The sequence below is a fragment of the Streptomyces palmae genome (assembly GCF_004684805.1).
Classification (GTDB): Bacteria; Actinomycetota; Actinomycetes; order Streptomycetales; family Streptomycetaceae; genus Streptomyces; species Streptomyces palmae.
In genome coordinates, this window is record NZ_SRID01000014.1 from 1 (window position 1) to 22,130 (window position 22,130).

Genomic DNA, 22,130 nt, shown 5'->3' on the forward strand with positions numbered 1-22,130 from the left:
GGGGGAACGGGAGCCGGGCATGGGCGTCCTCCGGGTGCGGGGGGCTGCGGACAGCGCCCCATCCTGCGGTCGCGGTCGCCCGTCGGGCCATGGGTGGGGCGCACACCCCCGCACCCCGTCCGGTGTGGCCCATCGTAGGAGCGCCAGGCTGAGCCCGCCTCCCGCACGGAGGCCGCCGGCCTCCTGGGGCGGTGGGTCAGCCCGGGCGGACCGCCAGCTCGTCCAGGGCGCTCAGCAGCGCGGGCAGCTCCGGCCCCCGGCCGACCGGAAGCACCTCCCCGGGGGCCTCGTCCAGCAGCACGAAGGCGATGTCGTCGGTGCGCGCGACCAGACTCCAGCCGGGCCCGTCGGCGCGCAGCGTACGCGCCTGGCCGGGGGCGAAGGCGGACCGGACCCGGCCCGCCGGGGGCGGTGTCCTGGTGTAGCCCCGCGCCTCCTCCAGCACCCGGCGCACCCCCTGGTGCGGCTGCCGCCCGGCGGGGACGAAGGTGTCCTCGTCGCTGATCTGCTCCCGCCAGGACGCCCACTGCAAGGCGATCTCGTCCGCCCCCAGCCGCCGCTGCGCCGGGCCCCACCGCTCGGCGTCCGCCGGGGTGAGCGGCGGCCGGGCTCCGTCGGCGCCCGGGGGCGGGTCGTGCGGCGCGGGGATGCCGGGCACGGCCACCGCGACCGCGAGCGGCCAGCCGGGCAGCGAGGCGGTCACCGACCGGTCGTCCAGGGTCAGTTCGTACTCCATGCCGCAGTCCCAGGTGGCGATGGCGCAGGCCACCAGCGACACGTCGGCGGTCACCACCGTCCAGCGCGCGCCGGCCCCGTCCTGGCCCAGGACCAGGCCGTACCCCGCGTCATGAGGGGCCAGCCCCAGGGCCGCGCAGGCCTGGGGGAAGTCGTCGCCGAGCACGCTGGGGAACCGCGCCGGCGTCAGCAGGACCGCCGTCAGCACGTACAGCGGTTCGTCACCGGGCTCGCCCTCCGGCCCCGTCGGAGCGTCTCCCACCGTCGCGGCCACGGCAGCCTCCTCGTTCGGCGTTCCGCCTTCACCGGCGCGGGCGCAACTTAACCCGCCGGTAGCCTTGGCGTCGAGAGGTGGCACCGCAACGAAATCCGTGCCCGGCGGGGGTCCGCGAGCCCTCCTCGCCCTGCCGGGCGGCCCGGTACGGCGGGCCGCCGCGCGGCCGTCAGTCCCCGGCCGCGGCGTGCAGTGACGCCAGGGTCCGCCGCAGCCAGGCGAGTTCGGCCCGGCTGGTGGCGCGGGCGATGGTGAGGATGCCGTTCCGGAAGGGATCCTCGACCTCCTCGGCGCGCAGCGGCCGGTCGCCCTCGTAGAAGAAGCTGGTGGGCCGGCTCAGGAAGTCCAGACGGCGCTGGAGGACGGCCGCCTGCGCCCGCGGGTCCTCCAGGTGCCGCAAGAACGCCAGCAGGGTGAACCAGCGGTTCTCGTCGCTGATCTCCCCCTCCGCGGGCTCGGCGAGCCGACGGCGCAGCTCCGCGCGGCCGGCCGGGGTCAGCGTCAGCACATGCCGAGGGGCGGCGCCGCTTCCCGGCTGCGTCTCGCGGGCCAGCAGCCCACCCTTCTCCAGGCGCTTGATGGCGGGGTAGAGGGTGCTCTCCGCCACCGGCTTGATGTGCCCGGTCAGCGCCGAGATGCGCTTGCGCAGCTCATAGCCGTGCAGCGGGAGGTCGTAGAGGAAGCCGAGGACGGCGAGTTCCAGCATGCCCACATTGTGCCTCAGTGGCGCTGTACCTCGCACTTGCAATACATCGGCACCGATGTATTGTCTGAGCGCGGCGCGACCGGCGCCGCCATCACCGCGAGGACGGCGGAGGCCGTTACGGCCCGCGGACAGCAGGAGGGGACATGCGACACACCGAGTTCACCGACAACGGGGATCTCGTCTGCTGGACCGAGGCGGCGGGGGAGGGACCGGCCCGGGTCTATGTGCACGGGCTGGGCAGCTCCAGCGCGCCCTACCACGCGCACATCGCCGCCGACCCCCGGCTGACCGGACGGCGGTCGCTCTTCGTCGACCTGCCCGGACACGGGCTCAGCGACCGCCCCCGGGACTTCGGCTACACCCTCGAGGAGCACGCCGGAGCCCTGGCCCGGGTGCTGGAGGCGGCCGGGGCCCGCGGCGCGGAGATCGTGGGGCACAGCATGGGCGGCGCGGTGGCCATCGTGCTCGCCCACCACCGCCCCGACCTGGTATCCCGCCTGCTGCTCACCGAGGCCAACCTCGACCCCGACCCGCCGGCCACCGCCGGCAGCAGCGGCATCGCCGGCTACACCGAGGAGGAGTTCGCGCACGGTGGGGGCTGGGCCGAGACCCTGGAGCGGGTGGGGCCGGTCTGGCGGGCCACCATGCGGCTCGCCGACCCCGCCGCCCTGCACCGCTCGGCCCGCAACCTGCGCGCGGGCACCCGGCCGACCATGCGGCAGATGCTCCTCGCCCTCCCGATGCCGCGCACCTTCGTCCAAGGAGAACTCAGCGGGCCGCCCGCCGGTCGGGCGGAGCTGGAGGAGGCGGGGGTGCGGGTGGTCACCGTGCCGGGCGCCGGGCACAACGTGATGTTCGACAACCCGGACCGCTACGCGGAAGCGATCGCCGCCCAGCCCTGACCGGCCCGGCCGCACCCAAGCCCGTGGCTGAAGGGATTGTCCCAAGGGCCGCCAGCGTCTCCGCAGGACGGCATTCCGAAGCGATCAGTCAGCCGTCACGCTCCACCCCGCTTCTGCCGCTGCCGTGTTTCTCTGGCACCGTATCGGGCACGGGTGCGAAACCTGGCCGTGGCAAAGGCCAACGCTCCCCGGCCCGGTCCTGCCCGGCCTGGGAACGCGCGCCTACCCGCTTACCGGCCCGTCCACCACTGGCATCAGACGCCGGCCGTGATGAAGCACACACCTGGAAGTTCCTCCGGACGCCCGATGGCTGCTACCGCATCACCAACTCCCTGCCCAGAGGTACTTGGGCACCGAAGGCGGCCTGGTCCAGCTCAACAAGAGGCTGTACCTCCCGGAGATCGACCAGCGGCCGGTCTGGCGGATAGAAAGGCAAGGCGACTGTCGCCTGATCACACCCCGCGCCGACCCGGAATTGGCCATGGCACCCGAACACGACGGCGAAGACGTGCATCTGCGCTTGTGGAATCGGTGGTGGACGATGGACCGCCTCTGGTTCATCCTCAACGCCTGACTCGCGTGTCTACCGGCACGTGCCGGTCCAGCCGGTCGCTTTCAGCCGGACCGGGCTCTCGGTCACCTTGGGTACGTCACATGCGGGACGTACCGCGGGCGCCTGGGGTCAGAGCGTGCGGAGCGCGGCTTCGGAGGACGATCCGGGTTCCACGGGGTACAGGCCGAGGGTCTGGCGCGGGGATCCGGCGGGTGTGAACGCCTCGAAGCCGAGGGTGAGGTCGCCGGCGATCGGGTGGTGGTAGAGCTTGGTGCCGTAGGTGGGCCGGTACACGTCCTGGTCGTCCCACAGGCGCCGGAAGTCGGGGTTGGCGGTGAGGTCGTCGACGATGCGGGCGAGGCGTTCGTCCTGCGGGTTGCGGCCGGCGTAGAGGCGCAGCATGCCGACGTTCTCGCGGGCGGTCTCGCTCCAGTCTGCGTAGAGCTCGCGGGCGGCGGGGTCGAGGAACATGAAGCGGGCCATGTTCCATTCGCCGGCCGGGGCGTCGTCGAAGGTCGGGTAGAAGGCGCGGGCGAGGCGGTTCATGGCCAGGACGTCGAGGCGGTGGTCGAGGACCAGCGCGGGGATGTTGGTGATGTTGTCCAGGGCGTGGAGCAGGCCGGGGCGTACCGCCTCGGGTGCGTTGTGGGGCTGCGGTCGGGCGGGCTTGGCGAGGGCGAAGAGGTGGTCGCGTTCGGCGGCATCCAGTTTCAGGGCGCGGGCCACGGCGTCCAGGACGGCGGGGGAGGCGTGCGGGTTGCGGCCGCGTTCGAGGCGTACGTAGTAGTCGACGCTGACGCCGGCGAGCTGGGCGACCTCTTCGCGGCGCAGTCCGGGGACGCGACGAACCCCGGGCGGGCGGGGCAGGCCCGCGGCCTCGGGGCTGACGCGGGCGCGACGGGAGCGCAGGAAGTCCCGCAGGTCACTGTCGGTCATAGCTGGCGAGACTAGCCGACTCACCTGCCCGGCGGGGCAGGCCGCACCCCTCCGTCCCGGGGGTCCAGAGGGGGGTATGCCGTACCCCCCGTACGCGGTGCCGAGGGTTCGGTTCCCGTCTGCCGCCACCGTCGCGGCGGTGGTGGTCTGGATATGTCGCGACCGACACCCACCTCTTCCGGAACCCCGAAGGGAACGAGCCATGAGCACGTCCAAGATCGTTCTGATTACCGGCGCCTCCAGCGGTATCGGCGAGGCCACCGCCCGCCGGTTGGCCGAGTCCGGGCACCACGTCGTTCTCGGCGCCCGCCGCGTGGACCGCCTCGCCCGGCTGACGGCCGAGCTGAAGGAGGCCGGGTACGAGGCGGAGTACGCGGAGCTGGACGTCACCGACCTTGACAGTGTGCGCGGTGTCGTCGACGACGTCCTCGCCCGGCTCGGCCGGCTCGACGTCCTGGTCAACAACGCGGGCATCATGCCGCTGTCCATGATCGAGGAGCTCCGGGTCGACGAGTGGAACCGGATGATCGACGTGAACCTGCGGGGCGTGCTGCACGGCATCGCGGCCGTCCTGCCGTCGATGCGCGAGCGTCACTCCGGGCAGATCATCAACGTCGCCTCCACCGCCGCCAACCGGGTCGACCCCACCGGCGTCGTGTACTCCGCGACGAAGTACGCCGTGCGCGCAGTGTCCGAAGGGCTGCGCCAGGAGACCTCCGACATCCGCGTCACCGTCGTCTGCCCCGGCCTCACCCGCACCGAGCTCACCTACTCCGGTGGCACGGACCAGCTCCAGGACGCGGTCCGCGGCGCGCTCAGCGTGGTCGGTCTCGACGCCTCGGCCATCGCGGAGGCCATCGGCTACGCGGTCGACCAGCCCGAGGGCGTCGACGTGAACGAGCTCATCGTCCGCTCCACCGCCTCGCTCCAGGGCTGACCCCACCCGCCACCGCAGCAGTACACGAGAGGGGAAGAAGGACCATGACGAAGCAGTTCGCGGGGAAGACGGCACTGATCACCGGCGGGGGCAGCGGGATCGGCCGGGCCAGCGCGCTGGCGCTCGCGGCCGAGGGCGCCTTGGTGACCGTCGCCGGCCGCACCGAGGAGTCCCTGAAAGAGACCGTGCGCCGCATCGAGGCCGCCGGCGGCACCGCTCGGTACGTCCTGGCCGACGTCTCACGGGAGGACGCCGTGGAGCGGGCCGTCGCGGCGGCGGTCGAAGGCACCGGCCGGCTCGACATCGCGCTCAACAACGCCGGCTACGACGGAGAGTTCCAGTACACCTGGGAGTACGACGCCGACATGCTCGACCGGATGCTCGCCACCAACACCCGCGGCGTGTTCCTGTCGATGAAGCACGAGCTGAAGCACATGGTCGCTCAGGGATCCGGCGTCATCGTGAACATGGCCTCCGGTGCCGGCCTGGTCGGGGTCACCGGCTTCTCGGGCTACACAGCCACCAAGGCGGCCGTGATCTCCATGACCAAGAGCACGGCACTGGAGGCCGCCCCGCACGGCATCCGCGTCAACGCGGTGGCGCCCGGGCTGGTCGAGACCCCGATGATCGCGGCCATGGACCCGGACACAGGGCCTATGAAGTCGATCGTCGCCTCGCATCCACTAGGTCGGATCGCCCGGGCCGCGGAGGTCGCCGACGCCGTGGTCTGGCTCAGCTCTGAGCGGTCGAGCTTCGTCACCGGCGCGGTCGTCCCGGTCGACGGCGGCTACACCGTCCCCTGACCGCACACCCTCCCATCGCCCGGCAGCGGACGGGACCCGGCCCCAGCCGGCTGGTGCTCCCGCCCGCCGCCGACCCAGCCACCGAACGAAGCGACCGCAGGAGAACGGCATGACCACCAAGCCCCAGGAACCCACCACGCCGGCAGCCGGGACCGTCACCATCGGCGGGGACCTCACCGTCCGCCGCATCGGCTACGGCGCGATGCGACTGACCGGGCCGAGGGTCTGGGGCGACTACCCCGACCGCGCCCGTGCCGTGGGCGTTCTGCGCGCCGCCGTCGAGCGGGGCGTGAACCTCATCGACACCGCCGACGTCTACGGCCCCCACGCCAACGAGGAACTGATCCATCAAGCCCTCCACCCCTACCCGGACGACCTGGTGATCGCTACCAAAGGCGGCTTCGTACGCGGCGGCCCCGCCTACGGCGACCTGGGCGCGGTCGGCAATCGCAACTACCTGCGACAGGCCGCCCACATGAGCGCACGACGGCTGGGCCTGGACCACCTCGACCTCTACTACCTCCACACGTCGGCCATGACCGACGTACCCTTCGAGGACATCGTCGGCACACTCGCCGACATGCGGCGCAGCGGCCTCATCCGGCATATCGGCCTGTCCAACATCAACGCCGACCAGCTCCGCACTGCCTTGACCATCACTGACATCGCGGCCGTCACCGTGCAGCACAACGTGATGGTCCGGGAGAACACGGCCGTACGGCGAGCAGCGGAAGAGGCCGGGGTCGTGTTCTCGCCCTGGCACCCAGGCGACATCCCCGAAGAAGGCGAAGGCGACGTCTTCCACGCGGTCATCGCCCCGATCGCCGCCGCCCACGAGGCCACGCCGCGGCAGATCGCCCTCGCGTGGCAGCTGCACCTGGGCCCCCGGACCCTGCTTATTCCCGGCACCACCAGCATCCGGCACCTGGCACAGAACCTCGACGCCGGACACATCCACCTCGACGCCGACGAGGTCGACGCCATCACAGCACTCGTCCCCGAAGAACACTGAGAAGGGGCAGCCCCTGCCCGAGCCCACCTCCCTTCTTACCGACTGGTTCAGCATGGCCATAGCCTGGTCGCACGGTGGAGTCCACCTGCACCATCCGGAGGGAAGGACGCCCGCCGGACGCCGGCGGTGCGGCGCGGACGGTCATCGCGTACATGATCCATCGCCACGGAGCGATCCATTTCGGCCGAATGGCGGCGGTTGCGGGAAACCGGCACCGCAGCCCTGACCAGCCGTCAGGCCGCAGATCTCGGTATCTCCGAAAGCCCCGCCGATTTCCCTACCTGACCTGCGATTTCGTCACGCACGCCACCGTGTGCCCAAGCCCCTTCGCCCCGGACCCGGCACCGCGGCGGTCGGCGATCCGGGTGGTCCGAAACCGCGACCGCTCGGCGCCGCCGCTCGGCTCCGCGCGCCCGCCCGCCAGGAGATTCGACGGCGACCGGCGGCCCGTCCTCGGTGCACCGCGCCCCGTCCCCACCGGTGCGGATCGCCTTGCCGGGCCAACTCCTTTACCTCTTCGCGGCGTTGCCCACCAGGTCATCCCCGGTCGGCGGGAACCGCGCCGGCATCCGCGGTGCGCCCTCCCCGCCGGGGGCGCGGCGGGCCACGGAATCCGGCCCACCCTGTAGCGATGTCTCCATCCTGTGCCAAGCCACCCCCGTTCACGTGCCGAAGGGTCGGTCGGCTTGCCCTGAAAGCCCGGGTGAGAAAGGCTGGCACGGCATTACGGGGAAGTCGGGACGGGGAGGACACGATGGCACAGGACCAGGGGCTCGACTGGCTGCTCGATGATCTGGTCGAGCGGATAGAGCACATACGGCACGCGCTCGTACTGTCCAGCGACGGCCTGGTGACCGCGGCGAGCTCCACGCTCGCCCGGCAGGACGCCGAGCACCTTGCCGCCGTCTCGTCCGGCCTGCACAGCCTGGCCAAGGGCTCAGGACACCACTTCCGGACCGGCGAGGTGCGTCAGACCATGGTGGAGTACGAGGAGGGCGTCCTCTTCGTGACGGCCGCGGGCGACGGGAGCTGTCTGTGCGTCCTCAGCGGCCCGGACAGCGATGTCGGGCAGATCGCCTACGAGATGGCGCTGATGGTCAACCGGGTCGGCGAGCACCTGGGCGTCGAGGCGCGCCAACGGGGCAGCGCCACCAGTCACCCGTGAGCCGCCCGGGCGGGAAGTGAACCACGGCAGGCCCGGCCCCGGAGGGGCGGCCGCCACGGGGAACGCGGTGGTGTCCGACGGCTCGACCGCCGGACACCACCGCGGAACCGCGGCCCCTGTCAGCAGGCGCCCAGGTCCTGCCAGACGCCCCACTCGCCGGTGGTGCCGGGCTCCTCGCCTGTCGTCCACCACTTGGCCTTCCAGGCGTGGCCCTGGTGGGAGACCTGCTGGCCCCCGGTGTAGACCGCGCCGGCGGACCAGGGGGCGGCCGTGCACTGGCCGCCGTTCCCGCCGGTGACGGTCAGGGTGTAGGAGGCGGTGTGCCTCCCGGAGGAACCCGTGCCGGTGACGGTGAGGGTGTAGGTGCCCGGGGTCGTCGCCGCGGTGGTGGCCACGGTCAGGGTCGAGGACCCGCCGGCGGTCACCGTGGCGGGGCTGAGGGTGGTGGTGGCGCCCTGGGGGGCGCCGCTGACCTCGAGGTCCACCGGCTGTGCCTGACCGGCCGTCACCGCGGTCTTGACGGTGGTGGTGGCCGTGCCTCCGGGGGCCACCGAACCGGTGGCGGGAGTGGCCGTCACCGAGAAGTCGTCGGCCGGATGGGTGCTCCCGCTGGTGAACGGGGCGAAGATACGGCTGAAGTCCCAGGTGTTCTGCTGGATCCCGGAGCAGTCGTCCGCCGCCGGGCCGCCGGGGCAGCCGCCGTTGTCCCGCTGGAGCGCCCACATCGACAGGGTGCCGATGCCCTTGTCGACCGCCCAGTCGTAGACCTGGCGGGCGTCGGCCAGGGTGAAGGTCTCGGCCGGGCCGAAGTCGTCCACCCCCGGCATCTCGGTGACCCCGATCATGCCCCAGAGCTGGTCTGAGGTCTTGTCCGGGTAGATGGCGGCCAGTTGGTCGTGCAGCCCCTGCGCCGCGGTCTCGGTGTCGTCGGCCATGTGGTGCGTGGCGTTGTCGTAGTAGTCGAACGTCATGATGTTCACCACGTCGACCCGTGCCCCGTTGCGTACCGCGTTCTTCAGCACGGCGAGCCCGCTGCCGGTCGGACCGTGGGTCGTGGTCGGCAGCGTGTAGGAGACCTCCAGCGGGCGCCCGTTCTGCGCCGCCCAGTCCTGGACCAGTTTGATGGCCTTGTTGCGGCGGTCGATGGCGGCCGAGTCGTCCAGCGAGTCGGCCTCGATGTCCATGTCGAGCCGGGAGACCCCGTACACCGTGATGACCTTCTCGTACGCCGCGGCGATCTTCTGCACATCGGTGCAGCTGTCGGCGATCTCGGTGCCGGTGGTGTCCGCGGTGTAGCCGCCGAAGGAGGGGATGGCGTCGCCGCCGTTCGCCTGGAGGGTGGCGATGTCGCTGCCGAAGGAGGCCGAGGAGATGGGCATGGCGGTGTCGCCGTTCCAGTACGGCGTGCAGGAGCCGGCGGCCTCGGTCTGGATGAACGCCATGGTCAGGTACGTGTTGCCGGACTGGGCGGCGAGGGCGGCGGGGCTCTCGCCGGTCCACGCCTCGAAGTACGGGGCGAAGACGTGGGCCGGCAGGGGGGTGGCCGCCCGGGCGGTGCCGCCGCCCGCCAGGGCCAGGCCGGCCGCGGCCAGGGTGGTGGCGGCCGCGGTGAGGACCGTGCGGAGGGAACGCATGCGTCTCATGTCAGTCCAACCGGTGAGGGGGAGTGGCCGCACGCTCCCGTGGGGCGGCGGCACCGGGGCTTTCTGGGATAGCCCTGCGGTCAGAAACATGTCAATGGTCTGAACCAAAATAGGACTGGACCAATTCGGGGGTGCGGGGTGCCCTCCGGCCGGGCCGGCCGCCGCGGTCAGCTGGCCGAACGCTCGCAGGCGCCGGCCGGCCACCCCCTTGCCGACACCGAACCGCACACGGCGTGTTCGAACAGCCGGCGCCGACCGCCGCGGGGCCCGCGCCGCCGTCGAAACCCGACCGGGGCGCGGCCCGGTGCCGGCGCGCCCTGCGACCCGGCGCGGCGACGCGGCGCCCAGGCCCTACGCCCGGCGAACGGACCGTCAGGTGGCGGCCCCGGTCCGCGCCCCCGCGGGTCAGGTCTGGGCGGCCAGCATGGCGCACAGCACCGCGACGCCGAGTGCCAGCCAGGCCAGATAGTCGCCGAGGTGGCCGGAGTGCAGGCGGCGCAGCGTCCGGACCGCGCGGGCGGCCGGGTGCCACCGCGGCGGCTGGGACCCGTACCGGACCGCGGTGGCGGCGAGTGCCGTGGCCAGGCCCGCGGACAGCAGGCCGAGGAGCACCCCCGCGGTGGTCCACCCGGCGGCCGGCTCGTGCGCACCTGACGAGGCGCTCCGCCCGGTGATCACGGCGGCCCGGTAGGAGGCCGGGTCGGTGAAGGCGGCCGCCCCCCGCGCCAGAGCACCGGCGACCGCGGGCAGGCAGCCCAGCGCGAGGGCCAGCGCCAGCAGGACCGCGGGAACGAGGACCATGGTGGGCGGCAGGGTGCGCCGCGGGGAGCGGATCTCGGGCTCCTCGCCCTCGCCCGAGGTCTCCTCCTCGCCCGGCCGGCCGCGCGGCACCGGGCCCAGGCCCCAGAAGATCCGCAGGCCCGCACGGAGCACCGCGGCGCCGGTGACGGCGGAGGCGGCGACGAACATGGCGGGCAGCCACGGCTGCCAGTGGCCGGCGGCGTCCTCGCTGAGGGCCTTGCCCAGCCCGGTGCCGAACGGCGGCAGTCCGGTCAGCGCCAGAGCGCCGGCCGCGAACAGCAGGCCCACGGGGCGAAGGGCACGAGCCCTGCCGTGCAGACCGTGCTCGTCGACAGAGCCGTAGCGATCCAGCAGCACCCCGCTCAGGGCGAACAGAGCCGCTTTCACACAGCCGTGCGCGGCGACGTAGAGCGCCGTTCCGGTGGCACCGTCGGGGGTGAGCAGGGCGACACCGATGAGGAACAGGCCGACATGGCTGACGGTGGAGAACGCCAGCAGGCGCTTGAGGTGCCGCTGCTGCCAGCACATCACCGCGCCCACCAGAGCCGTCAGCACCCCCAGCGTCACGAAGGTGGTGCGGAACGCGCCGTGCGGGATGCCGCCGGGCCCCGAGAAGACGGTCCAGTACACGCGACCGATGCCGTACGCACCGAGTTCGACCATGGCGCCGGACATCAGCATGCACACGGGCGTCGGGGCGACCGCGTGCGCGTCGGGCAGCCAGAAGTGGAACGGCACGGCGGCGGCCTTCACCAGCAGAGCGGTGGCGATCAGCACGAACCCGACCACGGTCAGCAGATCGGTGGGGTGTCCGGCCAGGCCGCGCCCGAGGCGGGCGAGGTTGAGTTCGCCGGTACGGGCGTACAGCAGGCCGATGCCGAGCAGGGAGCAGTAGGCGGCGAAGGAGGTGACGACGCCGAAGGCCAGCGCCCCTTGCAGGGGCCGGGGGTCTTCGATGCGGTAGCCGGTCAGGGCGTAGGCCGCCGCGCCCATGAGCTCGAAGAAGACGAAGGCGTTGAACAGGTCCCCGGTGAGCGCGAAGCCCGCCATCCCCGCCTCGAACAGCAGGATGAGGGCGGGGAAGACGCCGGCGTGCTGCCCCCGCGGTTCGTCGAAGTACCGCCAGGAGTACACCACCACCGCGAGCACCAGGACGGCGACCAGCAGCGCCAGGCCGGCGCCGATCGGGTCGGCCGCGAGCACGATGCCGACCCGGGCCGGCCAGCCACCCAGCTCCGCCGTGGCGAGGTGGCCGCCGCGCGTCCACAGCAAGGCCAGGCAGACCACCTCGGCGGTCGCGGCGGCGGTGGCCACGATGTCGCAGCCGACCCGGGACAGCAGCCGGCCGGTGACGGCGAGCAGGGCGGAGCCGAGCAGGGGAATGGCCACGGCCAGGGGCAGCAGCGCGGCCGGGCCCACGGTCAGCCCTTGAGGCCGGTGAGAGCCTGCGGGTCGACGGTGTGGTGGCGTTTGCGCAGCTGGATGGTGAGGGCGAGCAGCAGCGCGGTGACGGTGGCGCCGACGACCACATCGGTCAGGGCCAGGGCCTGGACGACGGGATCGACCACGGGGCGGGTGCCGGGGGTCAGGTCGGAGTAGACGGGGGCGGTGCCGCCCCGGCGGTAGCCGACGGCGAGGAGCAGCAGATAGGTCGAGGACTGGGCGACGGCCAGACAGCCGATGGCATGGATGAGGTTGTGGCTGGTGACCAGGCCGTAGAGGGCGACGAGCAGGACCCAGCCGGCGGCGAGGTAGGGCCAGATCCCCATCAGTCCCCTCCGGTCTCGTGCTGGTCGGGATCGGTGAGTTCGACGGCCTGGTCGAGGAAGTGGGCGAGCAGGGCGATGAGGCCGGAGGCGACCTCGATGCCGACCGCCGCGTTGAGGACCGGGACGGTGCCTCCGGAGGTGATCTGGTTGAAGGTGCCCAGCGGCAGTACGTTCTCCAGGAACGCGCCACCGGCGACCAGGCCGGCCAGCCCCACCAGGGTGAAGGAGGCGGCGGCGAGCGAGTCCGCGACGTCCAGGAAGGTCAGCGGGCGCAGTCGCTTCAGGGCGCGGTAGTCGGCGGCGACATAGGCCAGGTGCAGGGCGGTGGCCAGGACGACGCCGCCCTGGAAGCCGCCGCCGGGGCTGAGCTGGCCGTGCGCGACGATGTACACCCCCACGACCAGGGTGACCGGGAGCAGCAGTGTGCCGAACAGGCGGGTGGTGGGCATGACGCGCTCGGCCTCGGCCCGCCGGTGGCGCTCGTCCCGGGCCCGGCGCAGCAGCAGGGTGGCGCCGAGGACGGTGCCGAAGAGGATGGACTCCTCGCCGAGGGTGTCGAAGGCCCGGATGTCGAAGTTGACGGAGGCGACGGTGTTGGCGGTGCGGTGGGCGAGGGCCGCCGCCACCGCTCGGGCGGCGTACGGGTGGTCAGGTGTCCCGAAGGGCGGCAGCCGCGAGCAGGCGGCGGCGAAGAAGCCGGCGATCACCGCGGCCGCGGCCAGGAACATGATCAGCCGGGTGCGTGCCGTCATCCCTCCTCCTTGCCGCCGCCGCTCTCGCGGTGATCGGTACCGGAGGGCCTGCGGCTGACCTTGCGGACGCTGAGGAGGATCAGCAGCGGGGTCAGCGCGCTGCCCACCGCCAGCTGGGACAGGGCCACATCGGGGGCCTGGAGCACCGCGAACAGCACGGCCAGGCCCAGACCGAGCGCGGACAGGACGACGGCCTGGCGGGCCGGGTCACGGGTGAGCACGGCCGCGGTGGCGGACAGCACGACGAACGCCAGGGCAGCGCCGATCAGCCACTCGTTCACGGTCTCCCGCCTTCCGCCTCGGCCTGGTGGGAGGCGCGGCCGACGGCGATCGTCGTGACCGTGCTCCCGGCGGCGAAGAGCAGGCCGATGACCAGCGTCTTGACCGCCGCCCGGCTCCCCCCTTGGTCGACGGCCACGGCCACGGCGATCAGCGGCACCCCGAGGACGGAGGCGGGAGCCAGGGCGTGCAGGCGCATCAGCGTGCCGCGGAGCCGCAGGATGGCGAGCGCGGAGAGCAGCAGGCACCCGGTCCCGGCCCACAGCATGACGAGTACCACCAGGTGACGCGCCGTCATCCGACCCCCCGATCCCGCCGCCGGCCGTGCCCGGACCAGGCGCCGATCACGTCGGCGCACCGGGAGCGCCGCCGGTCGGCCGCCGTCCACGGTGCCCTCCGGCCAGGAAGCGGGTGAAGACGAGGGTGCCGGCGGGGGCCAGGACGGCCAGTATCAGCGCGAGGTCCTGGTAGGAGGGCCGGCCGTAGGCCTGGGGCAGCAGCAGGAAGACCGCGCCGACGACGGTCGACAGCAGCGAGGCTCCGGCGAGCCGTCGCACGGCGGTGCCGTGCCCCACCACCCACAGGCAGGCGGGTACCGGGACGGCCAGCAAGGCCAGGGCGGCCGCGGCCCAGGCATTCACCGCGACCCGCCCGCCTGGGAGACGACCTCTTCGAGGGGTCCCGCCTCCGGACGCAGGGCATGCACCACCGCCGTGTCCTCGCGCGGGACGTCGATCACGCAGGTGTCCGGGGACGCGGCGAGGAGCGCCGCGGCCCATCCCGCGTGGGCCTCCGGTTTCAGACGGACGCTCCGCACCGTCGCCCCGGTGGGGCGGGCGACGACGGCGACCACCAGGGCGGCCAGGCCGCGCAGGACCGCACGGGGCAGTGCCGGCACGGCCCGCGCGGCGCCGCGGACGCCCGTCACCTCCGCGCCGGCGGCCCGGCGCATCCGCCGGGCCGCGACCGCCCCGCCCGAGGCGGCGGCGCCGGCCACCGCCAGCTCGACGGGCGAGACCGCGCTGATCGACACCACCGCCAGCCCGAACAGCACGGCGCCCCACACCGTGATCTCCGCCGCAGCGCGCACCAGACCTCCCGTCACCCAGGCCATTGTTCGACCCCGCGGGGCCCGGCGACGCCTGATGCCGGGTGGCGTGCCCGGGTATCACCCGCTAGGCGCAGCACCACGGCCGAGCGGTCCCGCAGGCGCCGGGTCTTCGCGGGCCCCTCCGCCCGCCGGCGTCGGCGGGCGGTCCCCGATCCGGTTTCGCCGGCGCCGCGAGGGGTACCCCGTGGCGGATGGGGCTGCTGACACTTCCCCGGGTGTACCCGCCGCAGGAGGACACGGCCCTGCTGGAGCGGGCGCTGCGCGGGGAGGGGACGCTGACCGGCGCACACGTCCTGGACGTCGGTACCGGCTCGGGGGCGCTGGCCCTCGCCGCCGCACGGCGCGGGGCGGAGCGAGTCGTCGCCGTCGACATCGCCTGGGCCGCCGTGCTCACCGCCCGGCTGAACGCCGCACTGTCCCGGCGGCGTGTCCGGGTGCTCCGCGGGGACCTGCTGGCCCCGGTGGAGGGGCAGCGGTTCGACCTGATCGTGGCCAACCCGCCCTATGTGCCCTCGCTCGGCGAGAAGGTGCCGACACGCGGGCGCGGACGCGCCTGGGAAGGCGGACGGAGGGGCCGCGAGCTGGTGGACCGGCTCTGTGCGGGGGTCATGCCCCTGATGCGGCCAGGGGGTGTGCTGCTGGTGGTGCACTCCGAACTGTGCGGGACGGAGATGACGCTCGAGCGCCTGCGGCAGGCCGGGCTGGCCTCGGAAGTCGCCGAACGGCACCGGGTGCCGTTCGGGCCGGTCCTCCGCTCGCGCGGCGGCTGGCTGCGGGCGCAGGGGCTTGCCGGGCCGGACCAGGAGACGGACGAACTGGTGGTGATCCGTGGCCGACGCCCCGCGTGAGCGTGAGGCCCCGTACGACCGTGAGGTCCCGTACGTCCGCGAGGCTTCGTACGACCGCAAGGCCCCGCACGGCTGTGAGACCCCGCACGACTGCGAGACCCCGCACGACTGTGAGACCCCGCACGACTGCGAGACCCCGCACGACTGCGAGGCCCCGTACGACAACGAGGCTCCGCACGGCTGCGAGGTTCCGTGCGACCGTGAGGCCCCGCAGGACCGGGGGGAAGGCGACCGGAGGCGGCCCGCGCGGCGCGTGTGGCAGGAACCCGGCGGGCCCGTGCTGATCGAGGGACCGGTCGAGGTCGTCATGGAGGACGGCACCATCCTCCGCTCCGACCGGCCGATGGTGGCGCTGTGCACCTGCCGGCGCAGCCACATCCAGCCCTGGTGCGACACCAGCCACCGGGACCGGCGCCGACCCGCCTCAGGAGCCGGGGAGCGGCGCGCGCAGTGACGTGCGGCCCGAGCGCCAGGCGTCGAGCAGGCACCGGGCGAAGCGGTCCTCCAGGAACCGGGTGACGCGGACGCCGAAGGCCACGTCCGCGGCCAGCCGGGGCTCGCGGCGGAGCAGGTCGCCGATGACGTCATGGCGCACGAGTTGCTCGTGGACGGCGTCGGCCTCCACGTGCTCGGCGTAGAACCGCACCGCGGCCGGCCCGGCGCCCAGCCGTTCCATCGCCTGGACCAGCCGCCGGGAGGCGGGTGGCGAGGTGGCCTCCACCACGGCGAAGTGGCCCACGAGACCGCCGCGCAGCGCACGGTGCAGTCCCAGCAGGGACATGACGTTGACCGTGGCGAGGGTGGGCGCGGGGAGGTCGTCGAGGTAGTACCCGTGGGTGTCGTCGAGCCCGAGGTCCCGCATCAGGTCGGCGAACAGCCGCGCGTGCACCCGGTCGGCCCGCCCGGCGCCGAACTCGTCGTACTCCACGGCGACCAGGGACGCCTTGGCCCGCCCGGTCAGCCGCGGCACGGCCCAGACGTGCGGGTCGGCCTCCTTGAGCTGGTAGAGCGAGCGGTGGGCGGCGTACTCGCGCAGCTGCCACAGCTCACCCTCGTCGCGGAGGAACGACGACACGCCGGTACCGCCCGCGGGCTCGACCAGCACCTCCCGGAGGGCGGCGTCCACATCGTCACCGTCCGGGACGTCCGCACGCAGCCGCTCCAGGAAGAGCCGCTCCAGCGCGGCGCGGAAGCGCAGCAGGTCCGGGTCCCACTCCCACTCGTCAGCGACGCCGTGCAGGCCCTGATAGTGCAACTCGTAGCAGAGGCAGAGGGCGAGCTGGAGGTCATCCCCGTACGGATCGGCGCCGGCGACCGCCGATCCGGCGGGCGGAGCCCGGTCACCGGGCGGTCCGTCGAGCAGGTCCAAGAGGGCGGCGGACAGCTCGCCGCGCGGACGCGGGCGTCTCATCCCTCCTGCTTACCACCCCTCGCCAGGGCCCGCACGCCGACACCGCCCGCCCGGCCCGGGCCGTCCAGGCCGATCGCCCCGCCCAGCGGCCGGCGCCTGCCACAGGCCGCGGCCGGATGGGTGGCAAGGCGAACACCGCGGCGGATCCGCGACACCTTCCTCACCAGCGCGTTCCGTGCGGAGTTCCAAGCCGTCGGCTCGACGGCTCGGGTCACGACGGCCGCATGGCACGCGGTCCCATGGGCGCGGGCCGGTTCTCGCCGGCAGCCGAGACATCGGGACGTACCGCAGGCCGTCCTCACCACCCGAGCTGCCGCGGCATCCCCGGCCCAGCCTTCACAGAACCCGTCGGCCCAGCTCGTTACCGCCAACTCCCCGACTGTGACAGGGTGTTGCATCGGTGAAGCGCCATGTGGGCTGCGGCTGTCGGTGAGCCGGCATCGTCAGTCACCGGTGCGCGGGCGACCTGCACCCCACCCTCGGCACGGACTGGAGCAGGACTGATGACCGGCTATGTGATGGCTGCCACCGACGCCGGTGGTAAACGGCTCGGGGAACGCGTCGTCGCCACCGCGCCCACCCTGGGCGAAGCCGCCCAGCTCGGCGACAGCCATCGGATGAACTATGTGTCGGTCCGCCACGGCCACGACATCACCCTCTACGGGAGAGACACCACCGGCACCTGGTCGGTCCTCGTCGCCGATGCGCCCGCCGCTGTCGTCGTGGAGATACGCCGGCAGCACGATGCCCGGTGCCGGCCGGGGCCGGACTGGGACGACGAAGCCCAGGTGGGCTTCGAGTACGCCCCCGCCCCGGACAGCGGCTATCTGCTGACCGCCGTCGGGGTGGACGGCGAGCCGTTCGGAGAGCGCGTCAGCCCCACGGCGCCCACCCCCACCGAGGCCGCCGAGCTCGGCGGTCGCCACGGGTCGGACTACGTCATAGCCGGCCGGGACGACAGCGACGTGGTCACGCTCTACGGGCGGGACGCCGGCGGCTCCTGGTCGGTGATCGCGGCCGATGTCGACGTGGACACCGCCGAGGAGATGTGCCTCTGGTTCGACCTCACGCAGCACTACCGAGGCCGATCGCCGGCCGGCCACCACCCCCTCGACGACGTCCCGGCGCCCGAGGACGGGCGGATGGCGGCGCCACAGGCGATCTCACTGGTGGTGGCAGAGGTTCGCTCACGCGACCTGGACCACCCGACACAGGGTCTGACGGCGGATCGCTTCGCGGCGGGCTGGAGCGTATACGCCCCGGTGGACGTCGACGACAGCGACCCGATGGCATTCCTGGACATACCGGTGGGCCGATCGGTGTTCCTCGTCAGCGACGCCGGGCGGGTCAAGGAGATCTCGAGTGCGATCCCGCCGCAACAGGCGGAGGCGTTGTTCACCGCCGAGGAGGCCTACGTCCGCCGGCAGCTCGCCGAGGAACGCTTCATGGCCGATCTCAGGGGCGAGGTCATGCGGCTCGACTCCGCGTCCGGCCGCTCCGCGGGCATCGGCTCGTTCACCGTGGACGGTCCCTCCCAGGAGGTGATCGCGACCAGGGCGTCCCGGCTGGTCGGCCCGATCGCCCAGCAACTGGCGCTGCTCGGCCCGCCGGGATGGGACCACTTCACCGCCGTCTTCTCCTGCACGGTCTCCGGCGAGGTCACCCGGCTGCGGTTCCGGTCCGGGAAACGGAGCACCGAGGCCCGGGTACCCGAGCGGACAGCCGTGCTGGTCCGCCGGCAGCGGCACCTCGCCGCGCGCATGCCGGCCGGGCCGTGGTGGCGCCTGCTGCTCACCGTCAGCCACAGCCCGGGAACGGGCGCCCGGATGACCACCGACTACGACTACGGCGACCAGCCCTTCCCCGAGGAGGATCTGCTGGCCCCGGAGCACTACCGCAACGACCTGGCCGCCTACCCGCGCACCCACACACCGGCATGGCTGTCCGCGTACGCCGCGGGCGCCGGCCGGCCCGGCCGCGCGACCACCCCCACGGCACCGCAGGCCAGCACCGGGGCGGCGGGGCGGCCCTCCAGCCCCCGGCAGGACCGGACGGCGATACCGCCCGAGCGGCCGGCGCAGCCTGGACCGGTTCCCGTGCTCGATACGCGGATCGGGCGGAAGCGTCTCTACGCCGACCCCCATGAGATCACCTACGGAAAGAAATCGATCGCGCTCGACCAGGTGGAGTGGGTCGGTTACGCGGCGACCCACACCGCCACCAAGCGCTTCCTGTACCCGACGACCCACGACAGCACATGGGACTTCGTCGTGGGCAGATACCCGTACCACGGCGGGCCCTCGGTCCGGGTGGGCTTCTACCGGACGGGCCGCCGAGCCGAGCAGCCGGAGGAGTGGGCGTTCCTGGTGAACCTGGTCAGGCAGTACGTGGAGCCCCGGTTGCTGGCGGAGTCGGTCGCGCGGGTCCGCCGAGGTGAGACCGTGACCGTCGGCGGCGGCGTCAAGGTGGACCAGGCAGGCATCGCGTGCGCGAAGCCACGGCTCGCGCTGCCCTGGGGGTCCCTCCACAGCTCACAGCTCAACGGCGGCATGATCTGCGTCTATCAGAGGGGCAGCGAAAAACCGGTACTGACCGTGCCGCTGAGCCACCCCAACGCGGCATTGATTCCCGACCTCTTCGCGGCGCTCACCTCGTGACGGCCAAGCGCCGGCCACCGTTCGTCCAGCCAAGGCCTCGGCGGCACCTTGAGGACCATCCCACCAGCCTCGCCGGCCAGCGCGGTGGCCGACGACATGCGGCAGATCCGCCGGGCCAAGCGGACCTCATCGAGGGGGACACCCGGATGACCTGGCCATCGGGGTCGGCGAAGGCTGTCACCGGACAACCGTGATCCTCGGGAGCGGTTGCCGCCATCCACCCATTTCCGCAGCAAGAACTCGGCGTGCCAAGCACCGAGTCTGGGCCCACCCCGCGTCGGTGGACAGGGCGTCCGTTGTCCACCGATCGGTGATCTCGTCGTCGCTCATCCCGCTGAGGATCGCGTCGATCTTCCCCAGGGCGGCCATCACTCCGCCGGAGAGCCGGCCTTCGGCCACCAGGGCGTCGGCCATGCGAAAGGCATGATCGAAGTCCAAAGCGATCTCGTCCGCCATCACGCCATGGCTGTCCAGCCAGGCGGCCTGGGTTTGGGCATCAGCTGCCAACACGGCCAGCGATTCGATCAGCAGACGCTGACGGAACAAGGGACCAGGTGTCTCCACACCACGATCGTCGCATGGCCCCTCTCCCGCGCCCACCAGTGGTGCCGAGGTTCTCCGGGGTGGCGGTGAGTGCCGTGCGCGGTAGGCCGGAGATCGACCACCAGGGAATCGCCTGGAAGCTACCTCGGAGTTCGGCTTCGGGGTGGCTAAATGATCATTTCAAGATTCTCGGATAAAGGGATCGTCCTACGTCCTGTTGTGCCATCATGATGCACTCGGGTACGAGCACTTCCGGTCGGCGGTCGAGTGTGTCGTGGTGATCAAGTGCGCGGCCCGAGAGGCGAGACGGCATGTCGACATCGGTGATCGACAGATCGCATCGGGGGAGTCGCCGGATGGGAGGATCCCATATTGATCAAGCGTGCCCGGTGTGCGGAAATCCCGAGCAGGGCACCGAGTTCTGCGCGGTCTGCGCATGGCTGCTCCACGATGATCCGGTTCTGGGCGACCTGACCGAGGAGGACGTGCGCCGGGCGGCCTCGGCGCTGCGGGCGGCCGAACACGCCTGGGACGTACGGGCGGCGGCGCTCGCGGTGCGGGGCGCCGACGTCCGCGACGGCGGTGGCGGCGGACCGGTCGCGGACGTACTCCGCGGGGGGCCGCCCAGGCCGGGGGAGAAGGTGCCGTCGCCCCCGGAGGATTCTCCCGGGAATATGCCAGAAGCAGGCGCGGCAGGGTGTCGGGACATTCTCGACGAGCTGCTCGGCCGCCATGTCGAGGAATTGCTGTTCATCGAATTCACGCCTGAGGGCGTGCAGGTGATCAAGGTTTCGGTGGGCGAGGGGGGAATACCGCGCCACACCGACGGGGGAAGCACCGAATGGCGTTCCCTGGCGCCGGCGCTCGACGCCCGCGAGGATATCCGCCGCTTTCAACTCGCGGGCGGTATCGGCACGCTGCCGCCCGTCGGGCGCACGGAATTCGACGCCACCGTCCGGCGCTGGCTCAGGGCGTACATCCCGCCCTCCCGCGAACGCTCCCTGGTGCTGCTGACCCCCCGCGGCGGATGGGTCCTGCTGGAGCGCGCCGCGGCCATCGTGCGCGGCGCCTATCCCCTCCGGGCCGAGCTGCGCAGGGGCCACGCGGTCGCCGCGGACGGTCCGACCCCCGATGCGGTGGGGGAGGTACTGCGCACCGCGCCGCTGCTGGCCGACCACACGCTGCTGCTGGCCCGAGCCGACCGGCTGACCGGTGCCGTGCGCCCGCACAGCCATGTGCTCTTCCCCGCCGGTTCCCGGCTCGCCCCCGGGGAGACGGCGACCGCGGAGGTCGTCGTGCACGGCGGAGTCGGCCCCCCGGCGCCGCTGCTGCTGCCCGTGCTGGCCGGCGCGCCCGCCGCCGACGGCACCGGCGCCGTTCCGCTGGCCGTCCACCAGGTCACCGTGGGACCGCTGGAACAGGCCCGGTTGCGCTTCGTGCTGCGCGGGCCCGGCGAGGTCGACCTGGTCGCACCCGCCGCCGGCGCCCCGGGAACGCAGGGGCGGCGGTCCGCCGTCGACGTGCCCGGCCTGGTCCGCCGACTGCCCCGCCGCGTCATCCGCCCGCCCCGGCTGGAGCTCCTGTGCACCGTCGAACTCAGCGGCGCGCAGCAGGCGGAGACCGAGGAGCGGCTGGCCTTCGTCCGCGACCTGATCACCGCACTGGCCCGGCAGGACGGATCCGGTGCCGCCTTCCGCGCCGGCGCGGTCGGCCACTACGACCACGCGGTCCACGAGAACCTCTACACCTCCCGGCGCACCCTGCTGCAGGCGCCGGTGCCGGCCGGCCCCCCGCACACCACGCTCGCCGCACTGGCCGGCTGGCGGCCCGCACAGCGCACCCAGGACATGGCCTCCTCGCTGGAGGACGCGCTCAAGGCGCTGGTGCAGCTCGTCACCGGTGCCGCCGGTGCCACCGGCGCCGAGGACGTACGGCGCGTGGTGCTGATCGTCGCGCGCAGGCCGCCGGGACTCCCCGAGCAGCGCGGCATCGTCCCGGCCTGTCCGCTCGGGGTGGACTGGCAGCCGGCGCTCGACCGGCTGCGCGCCGCCGGCGTACAGGTGATGACCAGAGCGGACCCGGTCACCGGTCCGCTGCCCTACGACCACCCGGGCGCCGCGGCCCGGCGCTACGCCGACGCGGCGTGGGCGGCCCTCTCCGCCGACGGCGCCTTCCGACCCGGCACCGACTCGGCGGCGGACGTGGCCAGGGCACTCGCCCCGCCGTGGCGGCTGGAGGGCCCCGACTGCCGCCTGGCCTTCGCCGCCCCGCTCATATGACCCACCGTCCCGGT

Annotated in this window: 23 protein-coding genes; 10 read left to right on the forward strand and 13 right to left on the reverse strand. The window is 73.1% G+C overall.

Features of this window, described 5'->3' with window-relative positions; all coding sequences use genetic code 11:
• Nucleotides 1–196 precede the first annotated feature (196 nt).
• Both E4099_RS03010 and E4099_RS03015 read right to left on the reverse strand, forming a co-directional pair.
• Nucleotides 197–1,009, reverse strand: coding sequence for a hypothetical protein (locus E4099_RS03010; RefSeq protein WP_245244550.1), 813 nt, complete (start codon nucleotides 1,007–1,009; stop codon nucleotides 197–199).
• Nucleotides 1,010–1,178: 169 nt separating this feature from the next.
• On the reverse strand, nucleotides 1,179–1,715 hold the full coding sequence (locus E4099_RS03015; protein ID WP_135337327.1) for a PadR family transcriptional regulator: 537 nt from the start codon (nucleotides 1,713–1,715) through the stop codon (nucleotides 1,179–1,181).
• A gap of 143 nt (nucleotides 1,716–1,858) precedes the next feature.
• Here E4099_RS03015 and E4099_RS03020 point away from each other — a divergent pair, with 143 nt between their 5' ends.
• Nucleotides 1,859–2,617 (forward strand): alpha/beta fold hydrolase, encoded by a 759-nt coding sequence (locus E4099_RS03020; protein WP_135337328.1) that lies wholly within the window; start codon nucleotides 1,859–1,861, stop codon nucleotides 2,615–2,617.
• Nucleotides 2,618–2,963: 346 nt separating this feature from the next.
• Entirely contained in the window at nucleotides 2,964–3,191 is a 228-nt protein-coding gene (locus E4099_RS03025; protein ID WP_135337329.1) for a hypothetical protein, read from the forward strand.
• Between the two features lie 108 nt (nucleotides 3,192–3,299).
• On the opposite strand, the gene E4099_RS03030 is transcribed toward E4099_RS03025, so the two are convergent.
• Entirely contained in the window at nucleotides 3,300–4,106 is an 807-nt protein-coding gene (locus tag E4099_RS03030; protein ID WP_135337330.1) for a helix-turn-helix transcriptional regulator, read from the reverse strand.
• A gap of 202 nt (nucleotides 4,107–4,308) precedes the next feature.
• On the opposite strand from E4099_RS03030, the gene E4099_RS03035 reads away from it, so the two are divergent.
• From E4099_RS03035 to E4099_RS03050, 4 genes are all read left to right on the forward strand, one after another.
• Entirely contained in the window at nucleotides 4,309–5,043 is a 735-nt protein-coding gene (locus E4099_RS03035; RefSeq protein WP_135337331.1) for an SDR family oxidoreductase, read from the forward strand.
• Between the two features lie 44 nt (nucleotides 5,044–5,087).
• Nucleotides 5,088–5,846, forward strand: coding sequence for an SDR family NAD(P)-dependent oxidoreductase (locus E4099_RS03040; protein WP_135337332.1), 759 nt, complete (start codon nucleotides 5,088–5,090; stop codon nucleotides 5,844–5,846).
• A gap of 109 nt (nucleotides 5,847–5,955) precedes the next feature.
• Nucleotides 5,956–6,858: an aldo/keto reductase gene (locus tag E4099_RS03045; RefSeq protein ID WP_135337333.1), complete on the forward strand. Its 903-nt coding sequence runs from the start codon at nucleotides 5,956–5,958 to the stop codon at nucleotides 6,856–6,858.
• 754 nt (nucleotides 6,859–7,612) lie between these two features.
• The gene (locus E4099_RS03050; protein ID WP_135337334.1) at nucleotides 7,613–8,023 is read left to right on the forward strand and encodes a roadblock/LC7 domain-containing protein; all 411 of its coding nucleotides are present in this window, start codon (nucleotides 7,613–7,615) and stop codon (nucleotides 8,021–8,023) included.
• 119 nt (nucleotides 8,024–8,142) lie between these two features.
• Here the strand turns inward: E4099_RS03050 and E4099_RS03055 are convergent, their stop codons facing one another.
• From E4099_RS03055 to E4099_RS33940, 8 genes are all read right to left on the reverse strand, one after another.
• Nucleotides 8,143–9,666 carry a chitinase gene (locus tag E4099_RS03055; RefSeq protein WP_135337335.1) on the reverse strand — a complete coding sequence of 508 codons (1,524 nt, stop codon included), beginning with the start codon at nucleotides 9,664–9,666 and terminating at the stop codon, nucleotides 8,143–8,145.
• A gap of 405 nt (nucleotides 9,667–10,071) precedes the next feature.
• On the reverse strand, nucleotides 10,072–11,886 hold the full coding sequence (locus E4099_RS03060; protein ID WP_135337336.1) for a complex I subunit 5 family protein: 1,815 nt from the start codon (nucleotides 11,884–11,886) through the stop codon (nucleotides 10,072–10,074).
• A 2-nt stretch (nucleotides 11,887–11,888) separates the two neighbouring features.
• Nucleotides 11,889–12,236 (reverse strand): sodium:proton antiporter, encoded by a 348-nt coding sequence (locus E4099_RS03065; RefSeq protein ID WP_135337337.1) that lies wholly within the window; start codon nucleotides 12,234–12,236, stop codon nucleotides 11,889–11,891.
• Complete coding sequence (locus tag E4099_RS03070) at nucleotides 12,236–12,988, reverse strand: MnhB domain-containing protein (protein ID WP_135337338.1); 753 nt, start codon at nucleotides 12,986–12,988, stop codon at nucleotides 12,236–12,238. Before E4099_RS03070 ends, E4099_RS03065 begins: the two co-directional genes overlap by 1 nt.
• Nucleotides 12,985–13,269, reverse strand: coding sequence for a Na(+)/H(+) antiporter subunit B (locus E4099_RS03075; protein WP_135337339.1), 285 nt, complete (start codon nucleotides 13,267–13,269; stop codon nucleotides 12,985–12,987). Before E4099_RS03075 ends, E4099_RS03070 begins: the two co-directional genes overlap by 4 nt.
• On the reverse strand, nucleotides 13,266–13,565 hold the full coding sequence (locus E4099_RS03080; RefSeq protein WP_135337340.1) for a cation:proton antiporter: 300 nt from the start codon (nucleotides 13,563–13,565) through the stop codon (nucleotides 13,266–13,268). Before E4099_RS03080 ends, E4099_RS03075 begins: the two co-directional genes overlap by 4 nt.
• A 46-nt stretch (nucleotides 13,566–13,611) precedes the next feature.
• The gene (locus tag E4099_RS03085) at nucleotides 13,612–13,908 is read right to left on the reverse strand and encodes a monovalent cation/H+ antiporter complex subunit F (protein ID WP_245244552.1); all 297 of its coding nucleotides are present in this window, start codon (nucleotides 13,906–13,908) and stop codon (nucleotides 13,612–13,614) included.
• Nucleotides 13,905–14,372, reverse strand: a complete 468-nt coding sequence (locus tag E4099_RS33940; protein WP_245244554.1) for a hypothetical protein — start codon at nucleotides 14,370–14,372, stop codon at nucleotides 13,905–13,907. The genes E4099_RS03085 and E4099_RS33940 overlap by 4 nt, the downstream gene beginning before the upstream one ends.
• Nucleotides 14,373–14,569: 197 nt before the next feature.
• Here E4099_RS33940 and E4099_RS03090 point away from each other — a divergent pair, with 197 nt between their 5' ends.
• Both E4099_RS03090 and E4099_RS35010 read left to right on the forward strand, forming a co-directional pair.
• Entirely contained in the window at nucleotides 14,570–15,226 is a 657-nt protein-coding gene (locus E4099_RS03090; protein WP_135337342.1) for a HemK2/MTQ2 family protein methyltransferase, read from the forward strand.
• Nucleotides 15,207–15,680, forward strand: a complete 474-nt coding sequence (locus E4099_RS35010; RefSeq protein WP_342451901.1) for a CDGSH iron-sulfur domain-containing protein — start codon at nucleotides 15,207–15,209, stop codon at nucleotides 15,678–15,680. Before E4099_RS03090 ends, E4099_RS35010 begins: the two co-directional genes overlap by 20 nt.
• Here the strand turns inward: E4099_RS35010 and E4099_RS03100 are convergent.
• Nucleotides 15,651–16,637 (reverse strand): iron-containing redox enzyme family protein, encoded by a 987-nt coding sequence (locus tag E4099_RS03100; protein WP_135337343.1) that lies wholly within the window; start codon nucleotides 16,635–16,637, stop codon nucleotides 15,651–15,653. The genes E4099_RS35010 and E4099_RS03100 overlap by 30 nt on opposite strands.
• A 503-nt stretch (nucleotides 16,638–17,140) precedes the next feature.
• Between E4099_RS03100 and E4099_RS03105 the strand changes: the two genes are divergently transcribed.
• Nucleotides 17,141–19,294, forward strand: coding sequence for a hypothetical protein (locus tag E4099_RS03105; RefSeq protein ID WP_135337344.1), 2,154 nt, complete (start codon nucleotides 17,141–17,143; stop codon nucleotides 19,292–19,294).
• Between the two features lie 177 nt (nucleotides 19,295–19,471).
• Here the strand turns inward: E4099_RS03105 and E4099_RS03110 are convergent, their stop codons facing one another.
• Entirely contained in the window at nucleotides 19,472–19,858 is a 387-nt protein-coding gene (locus E4099_RS03110) for a hypothetical protein (RefSeq protein ID WP_245244555.1), read from the reverse strand.
• 368 nt (nucleotides 19,859–20,226) lie between these two features.
• On the opposite strand from E4099_RS03110, the gene E4099_RS03115 reads away from it, so the two are divergent.
• Nucleotides 20,227–22,116 (forward strand): hypothetical protein, encoded by a 1,890-nt coding sequence (locus E4099_RS03115; protein ID WP_245244556.1) that lies wholly within the window; start codon nucleotides 20,227–20,229, stop codon nucleotides 22,114–22,116.
• The last annotated feature ends 14 nt before the right edge of the window (nucleotides 22,117–22,130 follow it).

Coding starts and splice junctions, on each gene's coding strand:
- E4099_RS03080 (WP_135337340.1), bottom strand. CDS start 13,565: ATGACGGCGCGTCACCTGGTGGTACTCGTCATGCTGTGGGCCGGGACC.
- E4099_RS03040 (WP_135337332.1), top strand. CDS start 5,088: ATGACGAAGCAGTTCGCGGGGAAGACGGCACTGATCACCGGCGGGGGC.
- E4099_RS03045 (WP_135337333.1), top strand. CDS start 5,956: ATGACCACCAAGCCCCAGGAACCCACCACGCCGGCAGCCGGGACCGTC.
- E4099_RS03100 (WP_135337343.1), bottom strand. CDS start 16,637: ATGAGACGCCCGCGTCCGCGCGGCGAGCTGTCCGCCGCCCTCTTGGAC.
- E4099_RS03065 (WP_135337337.1), bottom strand. CDS start 12,236: ATGGGGATCTGGCCCTACCTCGCCGCCGGCTGGGTCCTGCTCGTCGCC.
- E4099_RS03105 (WP_135337344.1), top strand. CDS start 17,141: ATGACCGGCTATGTGATGGCTGCCACCGACGCCGGTGGTAAACGGCTC.
- E4099_RS03070 (WP_135337338.1), bottom strand. CDS start 12,988: ATGACGGCACGCACCCGGCTGATCATGTTCCTGGCCGCGGCCGCGGTG.
- E4099_RS03030 (WP_135337330.1), bottom strand. CDS start 4,106: ATGACCGACAGTGACCTGCGGGACTTCCTGCGCTCCCGTCGCGCCCGC.
- E4099_RS03035 (WP_135337331.1), top strand. CDS start 4,309: ATGAGCACGTCCAAGATCGTTCTGATTACCGGCGCCTCCAGCGGTATC.
- E4099_RS03015 (WP_135337327.1), bottom strand. CDS start 1,715: ATGCTGGAACTCGCCGTCCTCGGCTTCCTCTACGACCTCCCGCTGCAC.
- E4099_RS03055 (WP_135337335.1), bottom strand. CDS start 9,666: ATGAGACGCATGCGTTCCCTCCGCACGGTCCTCACCGCGGCCGCCACC.
- E4099_RS03020 (WP_135337328.1), top strand. CDS start 1,859: ATGCGACACACCGAGTTCACCGACAACGGGGATCTCGTCTGCTGGACC.
- E4099_RS03090 (WP_135337342.1), top strand. CDS start 14,570: ATGGGGCTGCTGACACTTCCCCGGGTGTACCCGCCGCAGGAGGACACG.
- E4099_RS03050 (WP_135337334.1), top strand. CDS start 7,613: ATGGCACAGGACCAGGGGCTCGACTGGCTGCTCGATGATCTGGTCGAG.